This is a genomic window from Candidatus Nanoarchaeia archaeon (genome assembly GCA_035290625.1).
Lineage (GTDB): Archaea > Nanobdellota > Nanobdellia > Woesearchaeales > DATDTY01 > DATDTY01.
In genome coordinates this window covers 1-6,245 of sequence record DATDTY010000080.1, presented here as the reverse complement: position 1 = coordinate 6,245, position 6,245 = coordinate 1, and the positions used below count along the sequence as shown (strand labels likewise).

Annotated in this window: 9 protein-coding genes; 6 read left to right on the top strand and 3 right to left on the bottom strand. The window is 47.1% G+C overall.

Annotated elements, in window-relative coordinates; genetic code table 11:
- The first annotated feature begins 189 nt into the window (after positions 1-189).
- From VJB08_07120 to VJB08_07100, 5 genes are read left to right on the top strand one after another with little or no spacing between them, the layout of a single operon-like run.
- Positions 190-816, top strand: a complete 627-nt coding sequence (locus VJB08_07120) for a signal peptidase I (protein HLD43726.1) — start codon at positions 190-192, stop codon at positions 814-816.
- Position 817: 1 nt separating this feature from the next.
- Positions 818-1,138: a transcription factor S gene (locus VJB08_07115; GenBank protein HLD43725.1), complete on the top strand. Its 321-nt coding sequence runs from the start codon at positions 818-820 to the stop codon at positions 1,136-1,138.
- On the top strand, positions 1,131-1,349 hold the full coding sequence (locus tag VJB08_07110; protein HLD43724.1) for a DUF167 family protein: 219 nt from the start codon (positions 1,131-1,133) through the stop codon (positions 1,347-1,349). Before VJB08_07115 ends, VJB08_07110 begins: the two co-directional genes overlap by 8 nt.
- A gap of 4 nt (positions 1,350-1,353) precedes the next feature.
- Positions 1,354-1,836: a hypothetical protein gene (locus tag VJB08_07105; protein HLD43723.1), complete on the top strand. Its 483-nt coding sequence runs from the start codon at positions 1,354-1,356 to the stop codon at positions 1,834-1,836.
- Positions 1,837-1,863: 27 nt separating this feature from the next.
- A complete protein-coding gene (locus VJB08_07100; protein ID HLD43722.1) occupies positions 1,864-2,277 on the top strand; it encodes an NUDIX domain-containing protein in 414 nt (137 codons plus the stop codon).
- A gap of 27 nt (positions 2,278-2,304) precedes the next feature.
- Here the strand turns inward: VJB08_07100 and VJB08_07095 are convergent, their stop codons facing one another.
- Complete coding sequence (locus VJB08_07095; protein HLD43721.1) at positions 2,305-2,913, bottom strand: superoxide dismutase; 609 nt, start codon at positions 2,911-2,913, stop codon at positions 2,305-2,307.
- A 25-nt stretch (positions 2,914-2,938) separates the two neighbouring features.
- On the opposite strand from VJB08_07095, the gene VJB08_07090 reads away from it, so the two are divergent.
- On the top strand, positions 2,939-3,199 hold the full coding sequence (locus VJB08_07090) for a hypothetical protein (protein ID HLD43720.1): 261 nt from the start codon (positions 2,939-2,941) through the stop codon (positions 3,197-3,199).
- Positions 3,200-3,211: 12 nt separating this feature from the next.
- Here VJB08_07090 and VJB08_07085 read toward each other — a convergent pair whose 3' ends face one another.
- Both VJB08_07085 and VJB08_07080 read right to left on the bottom strand, forming a co-directional pair.
- On the bottom strand, positions 3,212-3,514 hold the full coding sequence (locus VJB08_07085; GenBank protein HLD43719.1) for a Rieske 2Fe-2S domain-containing protein: 303 nt from the start codon (positions 3,512-3,514) through the stop codon (positions 3,212-3,214).
- Between the two features lie 33 nt (positions 3,515-3,547).
- Positions 3,548-6,245, bottom strand: a 2,698-nt coding sequence (locus tag VJB08_07080) for a dockerin type I domain-containing protein (protein HLD43718.1), incomplete at its 5' end; no start/stop codon positions are given.

The following is a 6,245-nucleotide window of genomic DNA, read 5'->3' as shown; positions in this document are numbered from 1 at the left end:
CTCACTTCGTTCGGCAATGCCGACTTCGCCTTGTGCATACTCTCATGGGAAGCGACATTTCCCGTATGGAGCAACCCCTTTGTCGCTGTTCTGTACTTTGAATAGAAGGCTCACAAAGGGCATTGCATGACTTTTCAATGCCACCGCAGAATCACAACCTTTTTAAAAGCCCGGAGAAGGCTCTATCCCATGGATATCAGGAAGGCTGCAAAGCAGCTCTGGCATTTCCTCTGGGTGGAGGACAGCGTCTGGTCCTGGATTGCAAATGCTGTGCTTGCGTTTGTGCTGATAAAATTTGTTGTCTACCCTGGGCTAGGCTTGCTCTTGGGAACCCCTTTTCCTGTGGTTGCTGTCGTCTCGAAAAGCATGGAGCATACCGGCAATTTCAACGCCTGGTGGGAGCAGCAGGGGCAGTGGTATGAGGCCAAAGGCATCTCAAAGGATGAATTCAGGGGCTATACGCTCTCTTCGGGCTTCAATAAGGGAGACATTATCATCCTCTGGGGGAAAGAAGCACAAAATATAAAAAGGGGGGATATAATCGTGTTCAAAACCCTGCGTCCAGATCCCATCATCCATCGGGTCGTTGGCACAGGAGAGTCTTTTCAAACAAAGGGGGACAATAACCCGGACTCAATTATTGAGTACCGGCTGGCTGACGGAACAAGGGTTCCCAAGGGAAATCCACAGGCGCTCAGGATCATTGATGAGACCGGCATAAGCGAGGATCAGATCCTCGGAACCGCCTTTTTCAGGATACCTTTTATTGGCTGGATCAAGATTATTTTTGTTGATCTCATCAGCCTCTTCCACTAACATGTTTTGCCCAAAATGCGGCTCGCTGCTGCGGCCAAAGCTTGAAGGGTCAAAGAAGATCCTCTACTGTAGCTGCGGCTATAAGTCAAAAGATAAAAAGCAGGAAGCGAAGATAAAAGAGAGAGTCCAGTCAGGAAGGCCAAGTGTGGGAGTTATAACCGCAGATCAGGAGCATACCCTTCCCATCACCAAGGCTGAGTGCAGCCAGTGCAAAAATACTGAAGCCTATTACTGGCTTGTCCAGACCCGGGCAGGGGATGAGCCTGAAACCAAGTTCCTGAGATGCACCAAGTGTAAGCACACCTGGCGGGATTATGACTAGGTGGTCAGTGGTTGTCAAGCCGAATTCAAAGGATTCTTCGCTCAGCTTCGATAAAGATCTGCATGCGTATATTTGCAGGGTAAAATCAAAGCCCGAGAATAATAAAGCCAATCTTGAATTGGTGAAATTGTTTTATAAGAAAGAGAAGAGGAGAATTAAGATTGTTTCTGGACTCACATCAAAAAAGAAGATGATCGAAGTCCTGGAGTAACAAGATGAAAAAGCCAGCCTATTTATTCGTGTGCGGGCAGAACCTGTACCGAAGCCCGGCTGCTGAAGAATGGCTTGTTCAGTACTGTAAAGACCACTCGTTAGATGCAGAAGTGCAGTCTGCAGGCATCAAACCATGGGGGAGGATCAATGGCAGGGGCGTTCAGTTGGAAACAAATCACATTGAGCGGGCTGACCAGATTTTCGTGATGGAAGAATATATGAAAACTTTCATCCTGGAAAACTATTGCGTGGAAGCATTGACTGGAGAGGAAGCTGTCTCAAGCAAGATAGTTGTTTTGGATATCCCCGACAAATTTGATTCCGTGGATCAAACTCACCAATGGTTTTCCTATGAGGATGCCCTAGCTGCAGTCCATTCAGGAAAAACCTTTGGCCCTGCAGCGTTTTACAAAGTTCTGGAGGAAAAGGTGGGGCCTAGCCTCCAAAGAGATGTTAAGAGAGCTGCCATGCCCGGGCCTGATTGACCCAAGACATAAGGAGAACTTGCGGAGATGCCCATAAAAACCTGTGTCGGAGCAGTGCTCTATAGCCTTTCTGGTAAGATTTTTCTGATGACCTCCCCGAAATGGAACGGATACATCGTCCCAGGAGGAAGGATTGAGGACGGAGAGACAGAAGAGAGAGCGCTCAGGAGGGAGATTAATGAAGAGCTTGCTATTGAAATCTCCGATTTGGTTAGATTAGGAGAGAGCGAAAAGCAGCCAAGCAAGGATTTCATAGATCCCAAGATGGGATTTCATTTCATCACCTACGCTGCCAGGGCAATGCAGACAGATATAACCCCAAACGAGGAAATACTCACCTATGGCTGGTACACGATTGATGAAGCCTTGAAGCTGCCTCTTGTGGATTCCGCAAGAAAGGCGATTGAAGGGTATAAAAGAAAAATAAAAGAGAAGAGATAAAAGAATGCAACAATCATGGAACTGTTCTTACATCGCCTTAGTCAAGTTTTCTTCAACCTGCTTCCAGTTCACCACATTCCACCATGCAGCAATGTAGTCAGGCCGCTTGTTCTGGTACTTAAGATAATACGCATGTTCCCATACGTCCAATCCAAGAACAGGGATCTTCCCTTCTGAGAGCGGGCTGTCCTGGTTTGCGGTGCTCATGATTGCAAGTTTTCCCTTATCAACAACAAGCCATGCCCATCCAGATCCAAACCGTGTTGCAGCAGCATCTGAAAACTTCTCCTTGAATGCTTCAAAGCTGCCAAACGCTTTTGTAATCGCCTTGCCAATCTTTCCAGACGGATTTCCTCCTGCCTTTGGCGCCATGATGGCCCAGAACAAGCTGTGGTTTGCATGCCCTCCCCCATTGTTCCTGACGGCAGTCCGTATTTCTTCAGGGATAGCGTTCAAATCCTTCAATAATTCCTTCACGTCCTTCCCTTGAAGCTTGGGGTATTTCTCCAGGGCAGCATTCAGCTTCGCAACATAGCCGGCATGGTGTTTGCCATGATGGAGCTTCATTGTTTCTGTATCTATATATGGCTCTAACGCATTAAAATCATACGCAAGTTTTGGCAGTTCGTGTACCATAAGTTTTCCTCCCTTGTTTTGAAAAATGATAACAATAGTGAAACCATCCTGGTTTATAAAAGTTTTCTTTGAGTTAAGTAGAGTTTCCAAGTACCTCGGGGCTTTTTGCAGGGGGAAGGGTGCCGCCTTTTTTGTGAGCTTTGCAGCCAAAAAGAAGCACATCGACAAGGGGGTCGTCCAACCCGGGGAATGTCGATATGAACAAAGGAAACTGGAAGCGAACTCGGCGGCATCCCTGATAAGCCCCTGCAAAAAGCCCGATTGGGAAGTTAACAACTTTACTTAACACTTTAAGGATTCAAACCTCTACAAAAACATCCTCTCCCTGAACACTAACAGGAAAGGTCTTGATCTTGATCTTCTCATCATACTTTGACTTGCCTGTCGTCACATCAAACCGCCAGCCATGCCAGGGGCAGTTTAAAACACCGCCTTCCAGAAACCCCTCTCCAAGAGGCCCGCCTTTGTGAGGGCATTGATGCTGCACTGCATGGAATGCGCCATCTACATGGGAGAGGGCAATCTCAATGCCATTTGCCTCAACCTTCCTGACCTCTCCTTCAGGAATGTCATGGATAGAAGCAACCTTTACCTTTGCCATAGAAGAGTTGAAGTATCAGAGATATATATAAATTTATTCCCCAATAATATACGTAACTATCGCAGGAGCGCTCCAGGTTCCATCCAAGCCTTTCACAGCCATGCGCAGCTCATAATAGCCTGGCTGGTTGAATTGGATCACAGGACCGGCATCAAACCATATCGGCCTGCCGTTTTCTGCCTGATGGACAAGGCTCTGGTCCTCTCTGGCATTGGTTACTGAGCCTCTAGGAGCATCACTAAAAAGGGGATTACCTTCGGAATCTCCTCCTGCCCTCCAAAAGACAGCAACCCGCCTTCCTGTTATCTCCTGATTGTTGGCTTCGTGGAAAATAATCGGAGGAGTCCTGTCGCCAACAGCCATCCTTATAGTATCTCCATAGATGTGAGGAGTAAGCCTGACAGCAAGAGGCCCAGGAACGATCTCTGGTTGCTTATAACGCGATTCAAGTACAAGAGGAAGATCAAGCAAAATGCGATGCCTGCTATTTTCCATGCAAATAGAATCAAACGATTCCCGTTCAGCTATGCGAACAGCTTCCCGGACATAAGCCTCTTGGTTCTCAAAAGGAACATATTCCTGCCCAAGATCTGATGCAAATTGGGAGGAGCCGAAATAAAGCGCATAATAATAGAACCGCAGCTTAATCGTGTTCTTCATTTTGACGGTGTTATCGCTGAAAGGATAGCTGTCCACAAGAGCAAGCATATAATTGAGGTTATCTGGGTTGTCAAAGATTTCCCTGGCAATCCTGTAGTAAGCCTGTTTGTAGAACGGCTGGAGTTCAGAAGGTAGTTGCTCAATCCGGTTGAGAACCTCTCTGGTAGAAAAGTCACAGTAAAAAGATATGTCAAAGTCAAAAGGAATATGCTTCCAGATGCCTGAGCTCTGCAGCCCATAATCTACATTGTGCAAAGTGGCAATGTCTCCCAACGAGGTAAAATCCGACAATAAGGAATATCTGATGGCAGTGTCAGGGTCAAATCTGAGTTCTTCTTGCCCGCTCATTTCTGAACTCAGGTCACTGTATTGAATGGACACGCCAGAGAAACCATCTCCTGAAACATCCCATACCGTGTCGCTCGATTCAATCAACCGGACAAAGGAAAACTGAGACGCAAACGGGATTTGATCTTTCTCTTCATCAATCCTCTGGAGTATGAGGTAGGGATAAGACTCTCCCTGGTCAAAATCAGTATCCGATGATACAAAAGTAACTTGGGCAAATGCTACAGGGTCTACAGCAGGAATGCCAAAATGCCTGAAGATTGAATAGATAAAATATTCCCGCAGAAGAGGTCCAAGCTCAAAGTCTCCCCAGACATCGCAATCTGGCGTAAAGCGCATCTTTCTGTAGCGCAATTCATAAAACCCAGGATATGTTGTAAGGCCAGGAAAGAGCTTGTACATCTGATCAGCCCTGCCTATATCCCGATCCCTGAACTTGGTTTTGATGTTCAATACAGGAGGCCTGCACTGCTGGCGAGAAGCGCCTTTCTGCTTGTACTCCATCTGCCACATCACATTGCCCTCCTCAAGCCTTCCCGAAACCCATTCATCTCTTCCTGTATCCAACGTGTACAAGGAGGACAGGGGCAGCCCTGTAGAGGTTGCTGTACGAACAAGAAGGTTGCGCACAGCATAACGGAAATCAAAAGTGCCGGTCTCCAGAAAGCGGGAAATCAGAAAGGCGTCATAAGGGTCAACAAGGCCGTCTCCATCGATATCTGCCTCAGGAATATGCTCCAAGTCTCGTTCAAGCCACTCACGAAGCTGGATGAGGTCAGCTTCAGTTACTAATCCATCGCTGTTAACGTCTCCCTGGTTATTGGAGAACCTCGTTTCATCCTGCCTGCACCTCCCTTCACTGCAGGAATAACCCGATGGGCAGGGCGTTATCCGATCAGCCACCCACCATAAATATTGCCTACTATTTTGATCCCATGTTTCCTGGCAAAAGAATTCCTGGACAGTCTGGCTATCAGTGCAGAAATCCTCCTGCTGGTCCAAGATGCTAAATCCGCCCAAACCATCCCAACCATAATGCCTGACAAGTGAGACTCGGTTTTGTACATAGGGGCTCGTTAGACTATAACCATCATACTGATTATATTGCTGGCACTCTGTTAATTCTGCTTCCAACTGGGCAGATGCTAAACATCTCCCCCTGAGGCATGCTTCTCCGTCATTGCAGGATATCTCTTCCACGGCCCTTTGATTTCCTTGGCAGGTGTTCTCAAGGGCTATTGTAGAGTATGGATTGTCATGAGATGGGGGCTTGCATTCATCAGTATGTGATTCCCATGTTGAATCAGCCCCCACAACATAAACCTCCCCGATAACATGCGAATCTCTCCCATCAGTATCAACACAGGGAGCAGAACATCTTCCATCGATGCATACCCTTCCTGAATTGCTGCAGTCTATTCGGGTTGAGACCAGTTCGTTTCCATCGCAGTAATACTCCATGAGATTTGTTGGGCTGTCCGGGTCGCACCTGTCAAACTCTGTGGAGTATAAAGGGTTTTCTTCATCGGTTCTACGACTGGCAAGAATCGTGAACCCTTGGTGAATAACATTTATCCCATTATCCTCATCAAAACAAAGAGGAGTCTCTGAATCGAAGAGATACGCCTTCACATTTATGCTGCCGCCTTCCGGATCAGCGGATTCCGCATTAAGCATGAAGTCATCGAATTGGTACCAGCCCCCAAAGTTTCTCGATGGTATT

Bases quoted from the DNA above. Each gene is read 5' to 3' on its own strand.
- VJB08_07085 (HLD43719.1), bottom strand. From the start codon at position 3,514: ATGGCAAAGGTAAAGGTTGCTTCTATCCATGACATTCCTGAAGGAGAG.
- VJB08_07120 (HLD43726.1), top strand. From the start codon at position 190: ATGGATATCAGGAAGGCTGCAAAGCAGCTCTGGCATTTCCTCTGGGTG.
- VJB08_07100 (HLD43722.1), top strand. From the start codon at position 1,864: ATGCCCATAAAAACCTGTGTCGGAGCAGTGCTCTATAGCCTTTCTGGT.
- VJB08_07095 (HLD43721.1), bottom strand. From the start codon at position 2,913: ATGGTACACGAACTGCCAAAACTTGCGTATGATTTTAATGCGTTAGAG.
- VJB08_07115 (HLD43725.1), top strand. From the start codon at position 818: ATGTTTTGCCCAAAATGCGGCTCGCTGCTGCGGCCAAAGCTTGAAGGG.
- VJB08_07105 (HLD43723.1), top strand. From the start codon at position 1,354: ATGAAAAAGCCAGCCTATTTATTCGTGTGCGGGCAGAACCTGTACCGA.
- VJB08_07110 (HLD43724.1), top strand. From the start codon at position 1,131: ATGACTAGGTGGTCAGTGGTTGTCAAGCCGAATTCAAAGGATTCTTCG.
- VJB08_07090 (HLD43720.1), top strand. From the start codon at position 2,939: ATGATAACAATAGTGAAACCATCCTGGTTTATAAAAGTTTTCTTTGAG.